Source organism: Kitasatospora sp. NPDC048407 (assembly GCF_043200475.1).
Lineage (GTDB): Bacteria > Actinomycetota > Actinomycetes > Streptomycetales > Streptomycetaceae > Kitasatospora.
In genome coordinates this window covers 22,666-39,721 of record NZ_JBICXW010000014.1, presented here as the reverse complement: position 1 = coordinate 39,721, position 17,056 = coordinate 22,666, and the positions used below count along the sequence as shown (strand labels likewise).

17 protein-coding genes and 1 tRNA gene are annotated in these 17,056 nt (G+C 70.8%); 8 read left to right on the top strand and 10 right to left on the bottom strand.

The features are described from left to right. Positions 1 to 190 precede the first annotated feature (190 nt). From ACGFWJ_RS24150 to pknB, 6 genes are all read left to right on the top strand, one after another. On the top strand, positions 191 to 1,057 hold the full coding sequence (locus tag ACGFWJ_RS24150) for an FhaA domain-containing protein (RefSeq protein WP_387640101.1): 867 nt from the start codon (positions 191 to 193) through the stop codon (positions 1,055 to 1,057). 12 nt (positions 1,058 to 1,069) lie between these two features. Then, positions 1,070 to 1,597 (top strand): FHA domain-containing protein, encoded by a 528-nt coding sequence (locus tag ACGFWJ_RS24145; RefSeq protein ID WP_392953007.1) that lies wholly within the window; start codon positions 1,070 to 1,072, stop codon positions 1,595 to 1,597. Positions 1,598 to 1,642: 45 nt separating this feature from the next. Next, entirely contained in the window at positions 1,643 to 3,160 is a 1,518-nt protein-coding gene (locus tag ACGFWJ_RS24140) for a protein phosphatase 2C domain-containing protein (protein ID WP_392953004.1), read from the top strand. Between the two features lie 31 nt (positions 3,161 to 3,191). After that, complete coding sequence (locus ACGFWJ_RS24135; RefSeq protein WP_392953002.1) at positions 3,192 to 4,685, top strand: FtsW/RodA/SpoVE family cell cycle protein; 1,494 nt, start codon at positions 3,192 to 3,194, stop codon at positions 4,683 to 4,685. Continuing rightward, on the top strand, positions 4,682 to 6,136 hold the full coding sequence (locus ACGFWJ_RS24130; RefSeq protein WP_392952999.1) for a peptidoglycan D,D-transpeptidase FtsI family protein: 1,455 nt from the start codon (positions 4,682 to 4,684) through the stop codon (positions 6,134 to 6,136). Before ACGFWJ_RS24135 ends, ACGFWJ_RS24130 begins: the two co-directional genes overlap by 4 nt. A 293-nt stretch (positions 6,137 to 6,429) precedes the next feature. Then, positions 6,430 to 8,439 carry a Stk1 family PASTA domain-containing Ser/Thr kinase gene (gene pknB, locus ACGFWJ_RS24125; RefSeq protein WP_392952997.1) on the top strand — a complete coding sequence of 670 codons (2,010 nt, stop codon included), beginning with the start codon at positions 6,430 to 6,432 and terminating at the stop codon, positions 8,437 to 8,439. A 69-nt stretch (positions 8,440 to 8,508) separates the two neighbouring features. Here the strand turns inward: pknB and ACGFWJ_RS24120 are convergent, their stop codons facing one another. The 5 genes from ACGFWJ_RS24120 to ACGFWJ_RS24100 all read right to left on the bottom strand — a co-directional run bounded on the left by ACGFWJ_RS24120 (position 8,509) and on the right by ACGFWJ_RS24100 (position 11,864). Next, positions 8,509 to 9,204 carry a class E sortase gene (locus ACGFWJ_RS24120; RefSeq protein ID WP_392952994.1) on the bottom strand — a complete coding sequence of 232 codons (696 nt, stop codon included), beginning with the start codon at positions 9,202 to 9,204 and terminating at the stop codon, positions 8,509 to 8,511. Between the two features lie 57 nt (positions 9,205 to 9,261). Further along, entirely contained in the window at positions 9,262 to 10,206 is a 945-nt protein-coding gene (locus ACGFWJ_RS24115) for a class E sortase (RefSeq protein ID WP_392952991.1), read from the bottom strand. Between the two features lie 4 nt (positions 10,207 to 10,210). Then, complete coding sequence (locus ACGFWJ_RS24110) at positions 10,211 to 10,873, bottom strand: aminodeoxychorismate/anthranilate synthase component II (RefSeq protein WP_387640078.1); 663 nt, start codon at positions 10,871 to 10,873, stop codon at positions 10,211 to 10,213. Positions 10,874 to 10,926: 53 nt separating this feature from the next. After that, on the bottom strand, positions 10,927 to 11,097 hold the full coding sequence (locus ACGFWJ_RS24105; RefSeq protein ID WP_387640076.1) for a hypothetical protein: 171 nt from the start codon (positions 11,095 to 11,097) through the stop codon (positions 10,927 to 10,929). 89 nt (positions 11,098 to 11,186) lie between these two features. Continuing rightward, the gene (locus tag ACGFWJ_RS24100; RefSeq protein WP_392952988.1) at positions 11,187 to 11,864 is read right to left on the bottom strand and encodes a DUF881 domain-containing protein; all 678 of its coding nucleotides are present in this window, start codon (positions 11,862 to 11,864) and stop codon (positions 11,187 to 11,189) included. 249 nt (positions 11,865 to 12,113) lie between these two features. On the opposite strand from ACGFWJ_RS24100, the gene crgA reads away from it, so the two are divergent. Continuing rightward, positions 12,114 to 12,368: a cell division protein CrgA gene (crgA, locus tag ACGFWJ_RS24095; protein WP_387640071.1), complete on the top strand. Its 255-nt coding sequence runs from the start codon at positions 12,114 to 12,116 to the stop codon at positions 12,366 to 12,368. Between the two features lie 269 nt (positions 12,369 to 12,637). Here the strand turns inward: crgA and ACGFWJ_RS24090 are convergent, their stop codons facing one another. Together ACGFWJ_RS24090 and ACGFWJ_RS24085 are read right to left on the bottom strand one after the other, a co-directional pair. After that, positions 12,638 to 13,540 carry a rhomboid family intramembrane serine protease gene (locus tag ACGFWJ_RS24090; RefSeq protein WP_387860289.1) on the bottom strand — a complete coding sequence of 301 codons (903 nt, stop codon included), beginning with the start codon at positions 13,538 to 13,540 and terminating at the stop codon, positions 12,638 to 12,640. 131 nt (positions 13,541 to 13,671) lie between these two features. Further along, a complete protein-coding gene (locus ACGFWJ_RS24085; RefSeq protein ID WP_387640067.1) occupies positions 13,672 to 14,199 on the bottom strand; it encodes a peptidylprolyl isomerase in 528 nt (175 codons plus the stop codon). Between the two features lie 170 nt (positions 14,200 to 14,369). Between ACGFWJ_RS24085 and ACGFWJ_RS24080 the strand changes: the two genes are divergently transcribed. Then, positions 14,370 to 15,227 carry a DUF5324 family protein gene (locus ACGFWJ_RS24080; RefSeq protein WP_392952984.1) on the top strand — a complete coding sequence of 286 codons (858 nt, stop codon included), beginning with the start codon at positions 14,370 to 14,372 and terminating at the stop codon, positions 15,225 to 15,227. A gap of 88 nt (positions 15,228 to 15,315) precedes the next feature. Here the strand turns inward: ACGFWJ_RS24080 and ACGFWJ_RS24075 are convergent. The 3 genes from ACGFWJ_RS24075 to ACGFWJ_RS24065 all read right to left on the bottom strand — a co-directional run bounded on the left by ACGFWJ_RS24075 (position 15,316) and on the right by ACGFWJ_RS24065 (position 16,996). Beyond that, positions 15,316 to 15,388 (bottom strand) — tRNA-Ala (locus tag ACGFWJ_RS24075). A 108-nt stretch (positions 15,389 to 15,496) separates the two neighbouring features. Beyond that, entirely contained in the window at positions 15,497 to 15,625 is a 129-nt protein-coding gene (locus ACGFWJ_RS24070) for a DLW-39 family protein (protein WP_014137031.1), read from the bottom strand. 267 nt (positions 15,626 to 15,892) lie between these two features. Continuing rightward, positions 15,893 to 16,996 carry a hypothetical protein gene (locus ACGFWJ_RS24065; protein ID WP_392952981.1) on the bottom strand — a complete coding sequence of 368 codons (1,104 nt, stop codon included), beginning with the start codon at positions 16,994 to 16,996 and terminating at the stop codon, positions 15,893 to 15,895. Positions 16,997 to 17,056: the final 60 nt, after the last annotated feature.

Genomic DNA, 17,056 nt, shown 5'->3' with positions numbered 1-17,056 from the left:
CCCGCACCGCTCCCACCGGACCGCAACCCGACCCGGTCCGAACGGGTGAGCGGAGCCCCCAGTGGGTACCCTCCGGGCGCGACCTGGCCGGGGAACCGTACGGAAGGGCCGGGCGTGGATACGATCAGTACGGAAGTACCGCTTTCCAGCCGACGAGCCGGCCCGACCGAGCCCTGAGAGGGGGTGCCCCGTGGGAGTCCTGAAAAAGTTCGAGCAGCGACTCGAAGGTCTCGTGAACGGCACCTTCGCGAAGGTGTTCAAGTCCGAGGTCCAGCCGGTGGAGATCGCCGGCGCCCTGCAGCGCGAGTGCGACAACAACGCCAGCATCTGGAACCGGGACCGCACGGTGGTCCCGAACGACTTCATCGTCGAACTCAGCCCGCACGACCACGAGCGGCTCAGCCCCTACGCCGGCCAGCTCGGCACCGAACTGGCCGGCATGGTCCGCGAGTACGCCGAGGCGCAGCGGTACACCTTCATGGGCCCGCTCCAGGTCGCCCTGGAGAAGGCCGACGATCTGGACACCGGCCTGTACCGGGTGCGCAGCCGCACACTGACGGCCGAGGAGCCGCAGCGGCCGCCCGCGCCGCCCGCCGCCCCGCCCGGCTACGGCCGCCCGCCGACGCCGCCGGCTCCCGGCGCGCCCTGGCAGCAGGGCACCGGCGCCCCGTACGGCGCTCCGCCGCCGCCCTCCGCCCCGCCCGCGATGCCGCCCGCCCCGCCGGCCCCCGGCAACAACGTGCGGCCGTTCCCCGGCGCGGGCCACGGCGGCGCCGGCACCCGGCGCTGGATCGAGGTGAACGGCGCCCGGCACCAGATCACCCAGAACGCGGTCGTACTGGGCCGCTCCACCGAGGCCGACATCAGGATCGACGACCCCGGAGTGTCCCGGAAGCACGCGGAGATCCGCCCCGGAACGCCCGCGATGGTGATGGACCTCGGCTCCACCAACGGCATCGTGGTGGACGGACAGCACACCCAGCGCGCTACGCTCCGCGACGGCTCCCGGATCGTCCTGGGGTCGACCACCATCGTCTACCGACAGGTCGAAGGGTAGAAGCGGGCCGGTATGTCTGATCTGACCCTGACGGTCATGCGGCTGGGCTTCCTCGCCGTGCTCTGGCTGTTCGTCATCGTCGCCGTGCAGGTGATCCGCAGCGACCTGTTCACCACCAAGGGCGCCGCGCGCTCCGGGCACCGGGCCGCGACGCCCAGTGCCGCCCCCGCCGCGCCCGGTGCGGGCCGCCCGCCCCAGGGGCAGCCGGCCGCCGCCCAGCAGCAGCAGGCCCGGCAGCGCCGCGGCCAGCCCACGCACCTGGTGGTCACCCAGGGCTCGCTGGCCGGCACCACCGTCGCGCTGCACGGCCAGACCGTCACGCTCGGCCGGGCGCACGACTCCACGATCGTCCTGGACGACGACTACGCGTCCTCCCGTCACGCCAGGATCTACCCGGATCAGGCTGGGCAGTGGACCGTCGAGGATCTAGGCTCCACAAACGGCACCTATCTGGACCGACAGCGGCTGACCACGCCGACGCCGCTCCAGATCGGGATGCCGATCCGAATCGGCAGGACCGTCATCGAGCTGCGGAAGTAGTCAGCGCATGAGGACCAGCTCCACCCGAAGGAGGGCCCGGACAGCATGAGTCTCGTGCTGCGCTTCGCCGCCGGCTCGCACAAGGGCCTGATCCGCGAGGGGAACGAGGACTCCGGCTATGCCGGGCCGCGGCTGCTCGCGGTGGCCGACGGCATGGGCGGGGCGGCGGCCGGTGAGGTCGCCTCCTCCGAGGTGCTGGGGTCGATCGTCCGTCTCGACGAGGAACACCCCGGCGCCGACCTGCTGACCCTGCTGGGCGACGCGGTGCAGACCGCCAACGACCGGCTGCGGCAGATGGTCGAGCAGGACCCGCAGCTGGAGGGCATGGGCTGCACCCTGACCGCGCTGCTGTGGGACGGCCACCGGATGGGCCAGGTGCACATCGGCGACTCCCGCGCCTACCTGCTGCGGGACGGTCGGCTCGACCAGATCACCCAGGACCACACCTGGGTGCAGCGGCTGGTCGACGAGGGCCGGATCACCGCCGAGGAGGCCGAGACCCACCCGCAGCGCTCGCTGCTGATGCGCGCCCTGGACGGCCGCGGACAGGTCGAGCCCGACCTGTCGATCCGCGAGGTCCGGGCCGGTGACCGCTACCTGATCTGCTCCGACGGCCTGTCCGGCCCGGTCAGCCACCAGACCCTGGAGGAGACGCTCGGCAGCTACTACGCGCCGCAGCAGACCGTCCAGGAGCTGATCCAGCTGGCGCTGCGCGGCGGCGGCCCGGACAACATCACCTGCATCGTCGCCGACGTGATCGACGTCGGCGCCACCGACACCCTCAGCGGCCAGGTCACCCAGGCCCCCGAGGTGGTCGGCGCGGTCGCCGACACCCAGCCGCACCCGATGCACGACCCGCACCTGCTGGACACCCCCGCCGGTCGCGCGGCCGGCCTCGGCCGCACTCCGCAGCCCCCGCAGGGCGCCTTCGGGCCCGCCGAGGGCTACCACGGCGGCTACGACCAGCAGCCCGGCTACGGCGCCCCGGCCGGCGATTTCGGCCCCGCCGAGGGCTACCAGGGCGGCTACGACCAGCCCGGCGGCTACGCCGACCCGGCGGGCTTCCCGTCCGGCGACGGCGGCGAGTACGGCGGCCACGACCCGTACGAGGGCGACGCCCCGCCGAGCCGGCGCAAGAAGAAGCGCGGCCTGAAGTTCACCCTGATCGGCGTGCTGGTGCTCGCGGTGCTCGGCGGCGGCGGTTTCTTCGCCTGGCGGTGGAACCAGAGCCAGTACTACGTCGGCGCCGAGAACGGCCGGCTCGCCGTCTACCGCGGCCTCGACCAGAACCTGGCCGGACTGAAGCTCAGCTCGGTCTACCAGCAGTACGACGTCGAACTGAAGTACCTGCCCGCGTTCCAGCGCGACCAGGTCTCCAAGAACATCCAGGCCGGCAGCCTCGACGACGCCCGGAAGCAGATCGAGACGTTGCGCACGCAGGCCGAGGTCTGCAAGAAGGTCGCCGAGTCCAAGGCCGCCCCGTCCACCGGGGACGCCACGCCGTCCGCCCCGCCGTTGACCGAGCAGGAGCAGCAGCTCGCGGTGTCCTGCGCCGGGCAGTAGGCCGCGGGCGAACCCGGGGGTTTTCACAGGCATGAGCACATTCGACGTGAGCAGCGGCAGCACGCCCGGCACCGGGCGGCGCCGTGCCGTCGGCCGGTCCTCGGCAGGCGACACCCCGAACCGGCGCAACACCGAACTCCTGATGCTGGGCTTCGCCCTGGCGATCCCGATGCTGGCGTACGCCAACGTCGGCCTGGCGATGGACGGCAGCCTGCCCGTCGGCATGCTGAAGTTCGGCCTCGGCATGGGCGTACTGGCGCTGGGCGCGCACCTGGCGGTGCGGCGGTTCGCGCCGTACGCCGACCCGCTGCTGCTGCCGCTGGCGACGCTGCTGAACGGGCTCGGCGTGGTGATGATCTGGCGGCTCGACAAGGCCGGCAAGCTGCTGCGCAACAACTTCCCGGCGGCCGGGAACCAGCTGATGTGGTCCGCGCTCGGCGTGGCGATGTTCATCGGCGTGGTGATCCTGCTGAAGGACCACCGGATCCTGCAGCGCTACACCTACATCTCGATGGTGGTGGCGCTGGTGCTACTGGCCGCGCCGGCCTTCTTCCCGTCCCGGCAGGAGGACTTCGGCGCGAAGATCTGGATCCGCATCGGCTCGTTCTCGATCCAGCCCGGCGAGTTCGCCAAGATCATCCTGACGGTGTTCTTCGCCGGCTTCCTGATGGTCAAGAAGGACGCCCTGGCGCTGGCCAGCCGCAAGTTCATGGGCCTGTACCTGCCGCGCGGGCGCGACCTCGGCCCGATCGTGGTGGTCTGGCTGCTGTCGATCCTGATCCTGGTGTTCGAGACCGACCTGGGCAGCTCCTTCCTGTTCTTCGGCCTGTTCGTGGTGATGCTGTACGTCGCCACCGAGCGGACCAGCTGGATCGTCTTCGGTCTGACCATGTCGCTCGGCGGCGCGGCCCTGGTGGCCTCCACCGAGTCGCACGTGAAGACCCGCATCAATGCCTGGCTCGACCCGATGGCGGCGTTCGCACCGAAGCCGCCCGAGCATTCCTCCGAGCAGATCGGGCAGACCCTGATGTCGCTCGGCTCGGGCGGCATCGTCGGCACCGGGCTGGGGCAGGGCCGCAGCTGGCTGATCCAGTTCGCGGCGAAGAGCGACTTCATCCTCGGCTCGTTCGGCGAGGAACTGGGCCTGACCGGCCTGATGGCGCTGTTCATGATCTACGGTCTGGTGGTGCAGCGCGGCCTGCGCACCGCGCTGGCGGCCCGCGACCCGTTCGGCAAGCTGCTGGCGGTCGGCCTGAGCTCGGCGTTCGCGCTGCAGGTGTTCGTGGTCGCCGGCGGCGTCACCGGCCTGATCCCGCTGACCGGTATGACCATGCCGTTCCTCGCCCAGGGCGGATCCTCCGTGGTGGCGAACTGGGCCCTGATCGCCATCCTGCTGAAGATCAGCGACACCGCCCGCCGGCCGGCCGTCGAACCGGCCGCCGCCATCCCGGAACCGGCCGGACCGGAGCGGCTCGGGGCCGCCGGCCCGGGCGCACCGGACGAGAGCAGGGGAGCGACCTCGTGAACAAGCCGATCCGCCGGGTGTCGATCTTCTGCCTGGTCCTGATCCTCGCCCTGATGCTCCGGGTGAACTGGGTGCAGGGCGTGCAGGCGTCGGCGTGGGCCAGCAACCCGCACAACGACCGCACCAAGTACGACAAGTACGCCTACCCGCGCGGCAACATCATCGTCGGCGGTCAGGCCGTCACCAAGTCCGACTTCGTCAACGGCCTGCGCTACAAGTACAAGCGCTCCTGGCCGGACGGCCCGATGTACGCGCCGGTCACCGGGTACTCCTCGCAGACGTACGACGCCACCCAGCTGGAGAAGCTGGAGGACGGCATCCTCTCCGGCACCGACTCCCGGCTGTTCTTCCGCAACACCCTGGACATGCTGACGGGCAAGCCCAAGCAGGGCGGCGACGTGGTCACCACCATCGACCCCAAGGTGCAGAAGGCGGGCTTCGAGGGGCTCGGCGACAAGAAGGGCGCCGCGGTCGCCATCGACCCGAAGACCGGGGCGATCCTGGGGCTGGTCTCCACCCCCTCGTACGACCCGAGCACCTTCGCGGGCGGCACCGCCGACGACGCCAAGGCCAAGGCAGCGCTCGACGCCGACCCGAACAAGCCGCTGCTGAACCGGGCGCTGCGCGAGACCTACCCGCCCGGCTCGACCTTCAAGCTGATCACCGCGGCGACCGCGTTCGAGACCGGCAAGTACCAGAAGCCGACGGACCTCACCGACACCCCGGACAAGTACATCCTGCCCGGCACCAACACCGCGCTGATCAACGCCAGCCCGAGCGAGGTCTGCGCGAACGTCTCCGTGCAGGACGCGATGGACATCTCCTGCAACACCGTGTTCGGCAAGATGGGCGCCGAACTGGGCGGCGACAAGCTGCGGGCGCAGGCCGAGAAGTTCGGCTTCAACAAAGAGGTGACCATCCCGGTCCGGGCCGACGCCAGCCACTTCCCGTCCGGCTCCAAGCCCGACGGCACCGCGATGGACGCGATCGGCCAGCACGACACCCGGGCCACCCCGCTGCAGATGGCCATGGTGGCGGCGGCGATCGCCAACAACGGCTCGCTGATGGAGCCCTACCTGGTCGCACAGGAGGGCTCGGCCGGGAACGTGATCTCCACCCACACCGAGCGCCAGATGTCGCAGGCGGTCTCGCCGGCCACCGCGCAGAAGCTCCAGCAGCTGATGGAGTCGGTGGTGCAGAACGGCACCGGCAAGAACGCGAAGATCCCGGGCGTGACGGTCGGCGGCAAGACCGGCACCGCCCAGCACGGCCAGGACAACTCCGGCCTGCCGTTCGCCTGGTTCGTCTCCTATGCCAAGGGCCAGGACGGCAAGCAGGTCGCCGTCGCCGTGGTGGTCGAGGACGGCTCCAGCGAGGCGCAGCAGATCTCCGGCGGCTCGCTGGCCGCGCCGATCGCCAAGTCGATGATGCAGGCGGCACTCGGCAAGTAGGTCGGTCGTATCCGTCACATTCCGGCCATCGATCCTCGATCGGTGGCCGGAATTGTCACAATGGGACGGTCCTGGTCGATACCGGTCTGGTCTCAGGTGGCCGCCTGTACGGGGCCGGTCAGGTTCGCCCGGTAGCGTATCCGCCAGCAGCGGGTGTACCCGCAGCCAGTCCGCGGCGATCGACTGCGGACGCCGGCACCGTGAAACCACCGCGGCGGCGGCCGCGTCAAGACAGAGCGTGCGGGGACACTACGTCATATCCTCACCGACCGGTGGGGGAGAGGGTCGGAGATATGGAAGAGCCTCGTCGCCTAGGCGGCAGGTACGAGCTCGGCGGCGTCCTCGGACGCGGTGGCATGGCCGAGGTGTACCTCGCCCACGACACCCGGCTCGGCCGCCAGGTCGCAGTGAAGACCCTCCGCACCGACATGGCCCGCGACCCCTCGTTCCAGGCCCGCTTCCGCCGCGAGGCACAGTCCGCCGCTTCGCTCAACCACCCCGCCATCGTGGCCGTCTACGACACCGGCGAGGACTACATCGACGGGATCTCCATCCCGTACATCGTCATGGAGTACGTCGAGGGCTCCACCCTGCGCGAGCTGCTGCACACCGGGCGGCGACTGCTGCCCGAGCGCGCGCTGGAGATGACCATCGGCATCCTGCAGGCGCTCGCGTACTCGCACCGCGCCGGCATCGTGCACCGCGACATCAAGCCCGCCAACGTCATGCTGACCCGGCAGGGCAACGTCAAGGTGATGGACTTCGGCATCGCCCGCGCGATGGGTGACGCCGGCATGACGATGACCCAGACCTCCGCGGTCATCGGCACCGCCCAGTACCTCTCCCCCGAGCAGGCCAAGGGCGAGACCGTCGACGCCCGCTCCGACCTGTACTCGACCGGCTGCCTGCTCTACGAACTGCTCACGGTTCGACCGCCGTTCGTCGGCGACTCCCCCGTCGCGGTGGCCTACCAGCACGTCCGCGAGGAGCCCGCCCCGCCGTCCGCGTACGACCCCGAGGTGCGCCCGGAGATCGACGCGATCGTGCTGAAGGCGCTCGCCAAGGAGCGCGACTACCGCTACCAGTCCGCCGACGAGATGCGCGACGACATCGAGCGCTTCCTCGACGGCCTCCCGGTCGCCGCCGCCCAGCAGGCCGCCTACGGCACCGGCGCAGGCGGCTACGGATACGACCAGGGCGGGCAGTACGACCCGTACGGCCAGACCAACATGCTGCCCCAGCAGGGCGGCCCCACCACCATGCTGCCGCCGGTCGGCCACCAGCAGCCCGCGCAGTACGGCGGCTACCAGGACGGCAACGACGACGGCTACGAGGGCCGCAGCAGCCGGCGGCGCGAGGAGCAGCCGAAGAAGAGCAACACCTCCTGGATCATCCTCGCCGTCGCGGCGGTGCTGGTCCTGGTCGGCGCGTTCTTCGTGGTGCAGTCGTTGGTGAAGACCGGCGGAACGAACGCCAAGACCACCGTCCCGAACCTGGTCGGCAAGACGCTGTCCGACGCGGAGGCCGCGGCGAAGGCGCAGAACAGTTCGCTCACCGTGGTCGCGGGCGACGCGATCGCCTGCCCCGACACCAAGATCCAGAAGGACCAGGTCTGCACCCAGGAGCAGGCCTCGGGCACCGAGATCGCCACCAACGGCAAGATCACGGTGCACCTGTCCTCCGGCCCGGCGCAGGTCGACGTCCCCGACGTCGTCGGCCAGACCAAGGACGCCGCCAACGCCGCGCTGACCGGCAAGGGTTTCACGGTCACCGTCAACTACAGCACCGACGACAAGGTCGAGCAGGACAAGGTCGTCTCGCAGTCGGTGTCCGGCAAGGCCGCGACCGGAACCACCATCACCCTGGTGGTCTCCTCCGGCCAGCAGAAGGTCACCGTGCCGAACCTGGTCGGGCAGTCCCAGGACAACGCGACCCAGGCGCTCGCCGACCTCGGCCTGTCGGCGAACGTGGTCACCAAGGTCGTCGGCCCCACCGAGCAGGCCAAGGTCGGCCAGGTCATCAGCCAGGACCCGAAGAGCGGCCAGGTCGCCAAGGGCACCAAGGTCACCATCACGGTCGGCAAGCTGGCCGACAAGCTGACCGTGCCGCCGCTGCAGAACCTCAAGCTCTCCGACGCGATCAAGGCGCTGGCCGCGGCCGGGATCACGAAGTACCAGCCGGTGGGCCCGCAGGACCCGCAGGCCATCGTCATCAACTTCACCCCGTCCGCCGGGACGCAGATCACCCCGGACGACGTCGTGATGCTGTACCTCAAGCTGGCGGACAAGCCGGGCACGCCCTGACCTGCACCGCACGCTGAAAGGGGCCGCACCGTCCTCGGACGGTGCGGCCCCTTCCGTGTTGACGGCGCGTCAGCGGAGCTCGGGCGGTGGGGTGCGGCGGGCGTCCATCGGGTCCACCCGCACCAGCTTCGCCCACACCGCCATCCGGTAGCGCGAGGTGTACACCGGCGTGCAGGTGGTGAGCGTGAGGTACCGGCCCGGGCCGGTGAACGGCGAGCCTTCGGGGACGGGCGCGACCACGCCCACGTTGTACTTGGACGTCTGCTGCAGCGTCCCGGCGACCTTGTACACGTACCAGTCGTCCCGGGTCTCCACCACCACCGGATCGCCGTCGGCGAGCCGGTCCAGGTCGTGGAACTTCGCGCCGTGCCCGTCCCGGTGCGCCGCCATCGTGAAGTTGCCCTCGGCGTCCCACGGCATCGCCGACCGGTACGGCTCCTCGTAGACCCCGGCCACGCCCTCGTTGAGCACGTCCGTGTTGGTGCCCATCCGGATCAGCGTGGTCCGGTCGTCCTTCTCGAACGCCGGCACGTGCAGGAAGCCCACGCCGTCACCCGCCTCGTACTCCGGGGCGGGGGCCGGGGCGGCGGACCCGGGCGCGGTGACCGCCGGGGCGCTCCAGCTCTGCCGCAGCTTGTCCCCCTGCCGGCTGGCGGCCCGGGCGGCCACCACGTCCGTCCACCACAGCGAGTACCCGACGAACAGCGCCATCACCAGCCCCAGGGTGATCAGCATCTCCCCCATCAGGCCAAGGGCCGCAGCCACCCGTCCGCGCCGTCGCCCGCCCAGATTGGCTGTGCCCATGGTGCCGTGCCTCGCTGCTCAGTGTTGCCCGGTCAGCGCCTCCGGCTGGCCCTGGCTCCTCGGCCGTTCGTCGACCATCTTGCCAAAGACGATGAGCCTTCCCCGGGCACTGAACTCCGGCGTGCATGTCGTCATCGTGAGATAACGACCCGGTCCGGTGAAAGGTGATCCCTTGGGCACCGGCTGAATAACCGTCACGTTGCTCGGCGGGGTCTCCGGGATGCCGCCCGCGACCTCGTACGTGTAGTAGGAGGTGGCCGTCTCCACCACGATCTTGTCGCCCGGGGCCAGCTTGCCGATCTCCCGGAACGGCTGGCCGTGCGTGGTGCGGTGCGCGGCGACCGAGAAGTTGCCGGACTGGTCGGAGGGCATCGCGGTGCCCGTGTAGTGGCCGACCAGGCCCTTGTCGAGCACCTGCTGCTTGTTGGTGCCCTCGGCGATCGGGTAGTTCAGGTCCAGCTTCGGGATGTGGATGATCGCGAAGCCCTTACCGGGCTCGAACTTGGCCGGCGCCGGCGGCGCGCCGTCGGCCGGCGGGGCGGCCGGCTGCCCCCACTGCTGTTCCAGCTTCTTGCCCGCTTCGTCGGCGGCGTTGTCGGCCACCACGTTGGTCCACCACAGCTGGTAGGAGACGAACAGCAGCATCACCACGCCGAGGGTGATGAACAGCTCCCCCACCATCCGGGCCAGGACCACCCGCTTGCGTTCCTTGGGCCGCTTCGGACGCGGCCCTGCGGCCCGCCCGGACGCCCGCCGACGGCCGGTGCCCGCCCGCAGGCCCACCGGCCCCTGAGCGCGCCGCTGTCCGTCCTGGATGTCCGGCCCGGATATCGCGCCCCGGTCCGGTTGGTCGGGCGGCAGCCGCAGCTGCAGGGTCTGTTCCGGGGCCGGCTCGTAGACACCCCAGCCGTCCGGCTCGTCCATCTCCTCGGGAACGCCCCGCTCCGGGCGCACGGTGGTCACCGGATCAGCTCCGGCCGATCACCGGGGCGAGGCCGGACGAACGGCCCACCGCCTCCGGGAACCCGCACTCGGCCAGCCAGTTGGCGAGCATCCGGTGGCCACCCTCGGTGAGCACCGACTCGGGGTGGAACTGGACGCCCTCGACCAGCAGTTCACGGTGCCGCAGGCCCATGATCACGCCGCTCTCGGTGCGCGAGGTGACCACCAGGTCGGCGGGCACGGTGTCCGGCTCGACCGCCAGCGAGTGGTAGCGGGTGGCGGTCAGCGGCGAGGGCAGGCCCTCGAACACCCCGCCGTCCTCGTGCACCACCGAGGAGGTCTTGCCGTGCAGCAGCTCCGGCGCCCGGCCGACCACGGCGCCGTACGCCACCGCGATCGACTGCAGGCCCAGGCACACCCCGAACAGCGGCAGGCCGATCCGCGCGCAGTGGTGCACCATCTCCACGCACACCCCCGCCTCCTCCGGCGTCCCGGGCCCGGGGGAGAGCAGCACCCCGTCGTAGCCCTCCTCGCCGCTTCTGGGCCGGGCCTGAGTCACCGTCAGCTGGTCGTTGCGGACCACCTCGCAGACCGCACCCAGCTGGTACAGGTACTGGACGATGTTGAAGACGAAGCTGTCGTAGTTGTCGACCACGAGAATCCGGGGCGGGTGGCCGGCGGAGGTCATCGCTAACTCCTGGGGTGTGCGTGCGTCGAAGGGCGGACGAACCGGGAGCCGGTTCAGCCGCCGGCGCCCTGATCCACCGTCACGTTCCCGAAGGGGAGCAGCGGCTCGGCCCACGGGAACACGAACTGGAACAGGACGTAGACCACCCCGAGGACGAGCAGCAGCGCGATCAGCGCACGAACCGGCGCGGGGCCCGGAAGATGCCGCCAGATCCAGCCGTACATGGTGCTCCTCGATGGTCGGGTCGGCACAAGCGTAGACGCCCGTCCGCCCGCCCCAGGCGGGTATCGGCGCAACGGGCCGACGTGGCGACCTACTGGGCGGAGGCGGCCCGCAGATCGATCGATCCGGCGTACCCTGGCAGGCTGAGCTCGTTGGCCTCCTGGACCTTCCAGCCCAGCCCGTAGGCGGCCACGTAGCCCAGGTAGTTGCGGATCGTCGGGTCGGTGTCCACCGCGGCGCGCAGCGAATCGGTCTTGCCGACCGCGCGGATCACGTACGGCGGGGAGTAGACCCGGCCCTGCAGCAGCAGGGTGTTGCCGACGCAGCGCACCGCGCTGGTAGAGACCAGCCGCTGGTCCATCACCTGGATGCCCTCGGCGCCGCCGCGCCACAGCGCGTTCACCACGGCCTGGATGTCCTGCTGGTGGATCACCAGGTCGTTCACCCCGGGCTCGGGGACGCCGGGGATCCGGGCGGTGGCGTTCGGCGGGGCGTCGTCCAGCGTGACGGTCAGCCCCGGCCCGTGCAGCGCGTCCAGCCCGGCGGCCTGCTGCAGGGCGGTCAGCCGGGCCTCGTCGTCCGGGCTCTGCCCCTGCCCGCGAGCCAGCCCGTCGGCCCGGTCCTGGTCGGCGGCGACCTGCTCCTGGAGCTGCTGGTTCTGGGTGGAGCGCTGCTGTATGACGTCGCTGAGCCCCAGCAGCGAGTTGTCGGTGCGCAGATCGGTTCCGTGCGCGGTCTGTGCGCTCACGTAGAACAGCAACCCGGCCATCGCGAAGACGGTGCAGGTCAGGGCACGTCCGACAATTCGGCCCCGACGCGGGCGCGCGACCGGACTCGGCGAAGAAATCGTGGAATCAGTCACCGTACCCTTATCTCCCTCAGACCCGGCGAGCCACTACGCTAACGGACGCCGGTGGCATGTGCGGAGCTCCGCGACCGTACGGACCGGTCCACACGTGCCACCCCGCCCCCACTGACCACCTGCGCGGTCACAGCGCATCGACAGGAGAGCCCCCTCGTGCCGAAGTCTCGACTCCGCAAGAAGGCCGATTACACGCCGCCGCCGTCCTCCGCGACCGCCGTGAAGATCAGTTCCGGCCGGAGCTGGGTGGCGCCGCTGATGCTGGTGCTGTTCCTGATCGGCCTGGCCTGGATCGTCAGCTACTACGTGACCAGCGGTACCTGGCCGATCCACAGCTGGGGCAACTGGAACATCCTGGCCGGCTTCGGCTTCATCGCGGCGGGCTTCGCCGTCTCCACGCAGTGGAAGTGAGGCCGGTGCCGCCCGCCGGGCGGTTCTCGGCCTGACGCCTGCCCCGCACCGCTTCGGACTCCGGGCCGAAGCGGTGTTCGGCATGCCCGGACGTCGGCCGGTCACGGAGCGTCCGAACGTTTATCCACAGGGTTGTCCACACTGGGGAAAACTTCGCCGATCCTGTGGATAACCCGAAACGCAGCAGGATAACGCGCGTAGACCCGGGAAATCCAATCGCCCACCACATCCCACCTGTGGAAAGACTGCGGCACCGCCGACCGGCCCGGTCAGCCCGGCAGACGGGCCATTCCGATCAGCACCAGGGCCAGGCTCGCGGCCAGCACCGCGGCCGTCGTCAACCCCTGCACCAGATTCCGGTGCGCCCGTGGGGCGTACATCATGCCCGCGCCGATGACGGTGCCCGCCACCAGACCGCCGACGTGCGCCCGCCAGTCGATCATGCTGCTCAGCGAGAAGGTGAGCACCAGGTTCACCACCAGCAGCGCGATCACCGGCTGCATCGGCACCCGGTTCACCTTGAACAGCACCGCGGTGGCGCCCAGCAGTCCGAAGATCGCCCCCGACGCGCCGACCGTGAACAGCTGCCCGTGCGCCGACGCCAGCAGGAACGACAGCGCGTTGCCCGCGATACCCGCCACCAGGTACAGGCCGAGGAACCGCACCCGGCCGAGCACCCGCTCCAGCTGAGGTCCGAGCACCCAGAGCGAGAACATGTTGGTCGCGATGTGCAGCAGCCCCCCGTGCACGAACATCGCCGTCACCAGCCGGTACCACTCCTGCGGCCCGGCGGCCATGCCGAACTCCAGCCCCGGCCGCGGCACCCAGCTGAACAGGCCCAGCTTGACCTGCCACTGCGTGGCCACGTACTCGGTCAGCAGGAACACCAGCAGGTTCAGGCCGATCAGCACCTTGGTGACCAGCGCGCCGTCGCCGAGCGCCAGCACCCCGCCGAACGTCGTCCGCTGCCGGGGCTGCCGCTCGGCCGCGCCGTGCACGCAGTCCGGGCACTGGAAGCCCACCGAGGCGGGCACCATGCACTCCGGACAGATCGGACGTCCGCAGCGCGCGCACGACACGCCGGTCTCCCGCTCGGGGTGCCGGTGGCACCGGGGCAGGCCGGACTCCTGGCTGTCCACGGGCGTCGGCCGCACGGGCTCCTCCGGAAGCATCGGCGCAGTCCCTCCATCAACGAAAACGGTCCCGGCGCCGCCGCCGTGCGAAACGGGGCACCACCGGGACCGTCCAGGCTACTGCGCGCCGGAACGCGCGGGGCCGCCCCGCAGGGCGGCAGGGGTCCGAATCAGCCGCGCGAGATGACGACCGACTCGATCACCACGTCCTGGACCGGGCGGTCGTAGGGCTTGGTGGTGGCGGTGGTGCCGATCGCGTCCACGACCTTCTGGCTGGCCGCGTCGACGACCTCGCCGAAGATGCTGTGCTTGCGGTTCAGCCAGGTGGTCGGGGCCACCGTGATGAAGAACTGCGAGCCGTTGGTGCCCGGGCCGGCGTTGGCCATGGCCAGCAGGTACGGGCGGTCGAACGACAGCTCCGGGTGGAACTCGTCGGCGAACTTGTAGCCCGGGCCGCCGGTGCCGTTGCCCAGCGGGTCGCCGCCCTGGATCATGAAGCCGTCGATCACGCGGTGGAAGACGGTGCCGTCGTACAGCCGCTGCTTGGCGACCTCGCCGGTCTCCGGGTTCTTCCACTCGCGGGTGCCCTCCGCCAGCTCGACGAAGTTGGCCACGGTCTTCGGGGCGTGGTTCGGGAAGAGCTTGACCACGATGTCGCCGCGGTTGGTCTTCAGGGTGGCGGTGAGTTCCTCGGCCACGGGAGTACCTTCCTGTCTTTCTAGCTGACTATCCGAGGAATCATCCCATGATCGCCGCAGACGGCTCAGCCGAAGGTGCTCGGCGAGGAAGCAGGATGCATGATCTCCTATCAGGTGGAAAGGTGCATACCGGACAAGAACGCCGGACACCCGCCGAGAAGGAGAAGCCCGTGAGCCGTACGGACACCGCGCGCGAGACCGCCGGACGGGCGAAGGACGCCGTCGCGCCCTACGCCGCCTCCGCGAAGGAGGCCTATCTGCACTACGCCGAGGAGGCCAGGCAGGTGCTCGGCCCCAAGCTGGAGGCGCTCGGCCCGAAGGCCGCGGCCGCCGGAGCACAGGCCCGCAGCGGGGCCGGCCAGGCCGCGCAGGCCGCCCGGGTGCAGTACGTCAAGCACCTCGCCCCGCACCTGGAGCAGGCCTTCTTCAGCCTCCCCCCGGACACCCAGAAGGCCGCTCTGAGGGCCATCCACCGGGCCCAGGAGGCCGTGCTCGCCGCCAAGCTGTCGGCCGGCCAGGCCGCCTGCCAGGCCCGGACCACGGTCGCCCCCAAGGTCGCCGAGACCTTCCAGGCCGCACGGGAGAGCGTCGTCCCGCTCGCCCAGGAGGCGCAGGCCCGCAGCGCCGCCGCGATCACCGCACTGCACGGCAACGTCAGCGCTGCCGAGATCAGCGAGCTGGCCGCCAAGAACGCCAAGAAGAAGCGCTGCAACGGCTGGGCGACCGGCCTCGCGGTGGCCGGCGCCGTCGCGATCGGTGCCGGCGTCGCCGCCTGGCAGTGGTACCGCAAGCAGAACAACCCCGAATGGCTGACCGAGCCCCCGGAGCCCGCCACCGCGCCGCCCGCCACGCCCCGGCCGGGCAGCGCCACCGGCGCCCCGGTCGGCGGGGCCACCATGAACGGCTCCGTCCCGCACGACACCCCCGAGGACGCGCAGGGAACGGGAACCACGCCCGGCCAGCCACCGGTCGGCACCCCGTCCGAGGACGACCGCCCCAAGCCGCACGACCCCCGCAAGCCGCACTGAACCGGGGCGGTGCTGACGACCCCGCACCCGACAGCAGAAACGACTCCGCCCGACCGCAGAACTGCGGCCGGGCGGAGTCGTTTCGAAGTGGAGCCTAGGGGAGTCGAACCCCTGACATCTGCCATGCAAAGACAGCGCTCTACCAACTGAGCTAAGGCCCCGAGCAACGGGCACTAGCCTACCCGCTCCCGGGCAGCGCCCCACGCGGGTTTCGGACCGGCCCCGGCCTGTGCTCCGCAGGCCGGTCCGAGGAAGACTCGTGCGTCAGCTCAGCGGCCGGCCGGAACCGGGTCGGTCGCCTCGGTCCACAGGTCCTGCTCGGCGCGGTCCGCCTGGACCTGACGGTAGACAAAGAAGCCGCCGAGGGCGACCAGGGCGACCAGGAGAAGCTTCTTCACCGCGGGACCTCGTCCTTCTTGCTTACTTGGATGTAAGGGCACGAACCAGCGGTCAGGCTGAAGACCGCCCTGGGGCCGATGATACACACCGGTAACCGGTTCAGAAGCGGCCCCCGCCACCGTCAACCGGCCGATCTGCAAGCGCCTTTGACGCTTCCCTACCAGTACGGTCATCGGACTGCGAGCCCACTGCCTCCCCCGAATACCGACGAGTCGGACCCGCCGTCGGTTCCGCACCGCCGACGGGCCCTTCGAACACCCCGGCAACTATCCGCGGCGACGCCTGCGCAGCAGCGCGACATCCCGCCGGATCGCCCGGACGTCCTCGCTCAGCGCGTCCAGCCGGCCGCCGTGGGCGTCCAGCCGCGACTCCTGCCGGGCGAACCGCACACTGATCGCGGAGATCACCACGCCCTGCGCCTCCAACCGCCGGTCCACCGACCCGAGCGCCTCGGCCAGCTCGGCGTCCACACCCGGCAGGTCCTCCGGCTCCTCCCCCGCCGGCGGCACGGCCGGCAGGCACGCCTCGAACGGCTCCAGCCCGTCGATCCGCCGCCGCCACGCCGCCACGGCCGGATCCCGCCGCACCGCCTCCTCCTCGTCCCACCGCAACTCGCTCCACCGCTTCCACGGCCGGGCCGGGAATGCGTACACCGCCGCCGGCCCCGCCGCCGGACGGGCGGCACCCTCGATCAGATCGAGCAGCCTGCTGCGGACGGCCCGGGCGACCTCGCTGTCCCGCAGCAGCATCGCCACGTTCAGCACGGCCCGCCGGGAGTACAGCGCGACGCCGTTTCCGCCGCCCTGGGGGCGCTGGGCGGCGCCCCTGACGGTGGGACGGTGGCCCGCGCCGGAGGGGTGGCCGTGGGGGCCTTCCGAGCCGCTGACCTGCCAGAGTGACGTCTTGTCACTCTGGCTCGCGGGGTTGTCCACAGGCCGCGCAGGCAGGCCACCCGCCTGCGTGTGCGGCTGACCGCTCTGCGGGCCGCCGACCTGCCAGAAGTTCACTTTGCACTTCTGGTTTCCCGGGTTGTCCACAGGCTGCGCAGCCGGGTCGCCCGCCTGCGCCTCCTGCTGACGGCTCTGCGGGCCGCTGACCTGCCAGCCATTCGTTTTGAATGTCTGGTCAGCGGGGTTTTCCACAGGCCTGAGAACGGTGAATCCGTTGCTCTCCAACTCCTCGCGGTGCCGTCGGAGCAAGCTGTAGATGGCGGGCTCACTGACCCCGAAGTAGTCGGCGACCATCCGCGTGGTGGCGTGCAGCCCGTCGGGCAGCAGGACGAGGGCCTTGACCTCGTCGAGGACTTCGGTGCGCTCGCACAGGCCGCTTCGGAGCGTCCTGGATTCGATCAGGGCGGCTTCCATGGACATGGGGATGCCTCACAGGGTGAAAGACAACGTGACGGGGGAACCGCCCGGGTGCCCGGGGCG

What these genes read in the sequence shown, in the direction of transcription:
- ACGFWJ_RS24145 (WP_392953007.1), top strand. Translation starts at nt 1,070, where the DNA reads ATGTCTGATCTGACCCTGACGGTCATGCGGCTGGGCTTCCTCGCCGTG.
- ACGFWJ_RS24140 (WP_392953004.1), top strand. Translation starts at nt 1,643, where the DNA reads ATGAGTCTCGTGCTGCGCTTCGCCGCCGGCTCGCACAAGGGCCTGATC.
- ACGFWJ_RS24135 (WP_392953002.1), top strand. Translation starts at nt 3,192, where the DNA reads ATGAGCACATTCGACGTGAGCAGCGGCAGCACGCCCGGCACCGGGCGG.
- pknB (WP_392952997.1), top strand. Translation starts at nt 6,430, where the DNA reads ATGGAAGAGCCTCGTCGCCTAGGCGGCAGGTACGAGCTCGGCGGCGTC.
- ACGFWJ_RS24110 (WP_387640078.1), bottom strand. Translation starts at nt 10,873, where the DNA reads ATGACCTCCGCCGGCCACCCGCCCCGGATTCTCGTGGTCGACAACTAC.
- ACGFWJ_RS24105 (WP_387640076.1), bottom strand. Translation starts at nt 11,097, where the DNA reads ATGTACGGCTGGATCTGGCGGCATCTTCCGGGCCCCGCGCCGGTTCGT.
- ACGFWJ_RS24100 (WP_392952988.1), bottom strand. Translation starts at nt 11,864, where the DNA reads ATGGCCGGGTTGCTGTTCTACGTGAGCGCACAGACCGCGCACGGAACC.
- ACGFWJ_RS24090 (WP_387860289.1), bottom strand. Translation starts at nt 13,540, where the DNA reads ATGCTTCCGGAGGAGCCCGTGCGGCCGACGCCCGTGGACAGCCAGGAG.
- ACGFWJ_RS24065 (WP_392952981.1), bottom strand. Translation starts at nt 16,996, where the DNA reads ATGTCCATGGAAGCCGCCCTGATCGAATCCAGGACGCTCCGAAGCGGC.